Origin of the sequence: Winogradskyella litoriviva, assembly GCF_013249065.1 — a bacterium.
GTDB lineage: Bacteria > Bacteroidota > Bacteroidia > Flavobacteriales > Flavobacteriaceae > Winogradskyella > Winogradskyella litoriviva.
Map to the genome: position 1 here is coordinate 1 of NZ_JABRWQ010000026.1, position 1,563 is coordinate 1,563.

The 1,563-nt window shown below is 38.5% G+C and carries 1 protein-coding gene; it reads right to left on the reverse strand.

What is annotated here, in order from left to right:
- The coding region (locus HNV10_RS17070; RefSeq protein WP_173302673.1) for a DUF7507 domain-containing protein at positions 1-1,563 on the reverse strand (1,563 nt) is incomplete at both ends.

A 1,563-nucleotide genomic window follows, 5' to 3' on the forward strand; every position in this document is an offset into this window, starting at 1 on the left:
CATTGGCATCTGTTATCTCGATATCTGTAACAGTAACGTTTCCGGTGTTCGTTACAATAATGTCATATGCTATCACATCATTTAAAGCACTTCCTGATGTCGTGATTGTTTTTGTAACCGTTAACTCTATTAAACATGATGATGAATCGCTTGAATCAGTTACAGCTGTATTAGTTCCTAAAAGATAATTTATACCTGTTTCTGTAACCAATCCATTAGATAGGTTTACAGTTGCTGGATCTATAGCTCCAAACTGCCCGCCATCATTACCATCTGCCTCTCCATCGTTATAAGCCTCATTAGCATCACTACATCCATCTCCATCACTATCTGTATTTTGGAAATCGAAACTTCCATCACCTAATGTGTCTATTGGTGTAATACCTGCTCCTGCTGTTGCTGGCACTCCGCTGGCACTCACCGTTCCATCTGCCAAACCATCATTATTAGCATCTGTTCCTCCTACTTCATCTACATCATAAATTCCGTCATTATCTGAATCTAAGTCAAGAGTATCTTGTACGCCATCTCCGTCAGTATCTTCACACAATTGAACACTAAATCTACCTGAATTGATGCTTGGACCAGATGCTAAATTTGTATGTTCTACAAGCACTTCATCTAAAGCAACATTCGAAACAATTTGAAATTCTACAAATGGGCCTGAACCAGCTGAACCTGCTGAAGCACCACCAGATATAGTAATGCTATTTCCGTTTACAGTGATATCCGCATCAGATGAAGAAACCACAGCCCAAACATTTGCTGTTGGACTTTCATTAACAGCTGTAAAAGTTAAGCTATCCCACTGATTTATATTAGATTGACCTAATACTGCACCTGCAGTAAAATAAGGAATAGACGGTAAATTAAATGAAATTAAAGACTGATAAGATGTCCCAGATGTATGTCCGCTATTATCTTCAAACCTTAATATATTGTTTGACTCTGATCCAACAAAGAAATTCGTTGGACTACCATTAGCTGCTATTGGCGCAGAAACTGTTATCGTTCTATTTAAAGGATCACCGGTAACGTAATTAGTAAATGTTGCATCAGGATCACCTGGATCTAACCTAGTTCCGACAGCAGTTCCAAGACTTCCGAAGTCAACTTCACTTAGATTACATTCAACAGAATCTAAAATACCATCATTATCATCATCGACGTCACATACATCACTAATATTATCATTATCTGTATCTGTATTTCCTGAAGCAATAGGATCACAAGGGTCAACATAACAAACGCTTAAAGTAAAGTCACCATCAGTAACTGCTGCATTCGTTCCTGTAGTGTAATCTATTCCTGTTTGTGTTATTACTATACCATTTGCAGGATTTATTGTAGTTGGTGTGCCTGCACCATACTGTCCGCCATCACCTCCATCTGCATTTGCATCACCATAAGCTTCATTAGCATCACTACATCCATCACCATCACTATCTGTATTTTGAAAATCGTAAATTCCATCACTCAAAGTGTCAATTGGTGTAATACCTCCCGAAGCACTACTCGGAACACCATTCAAGTCTGGAGTACCATCTGCTATTCCATCATTAT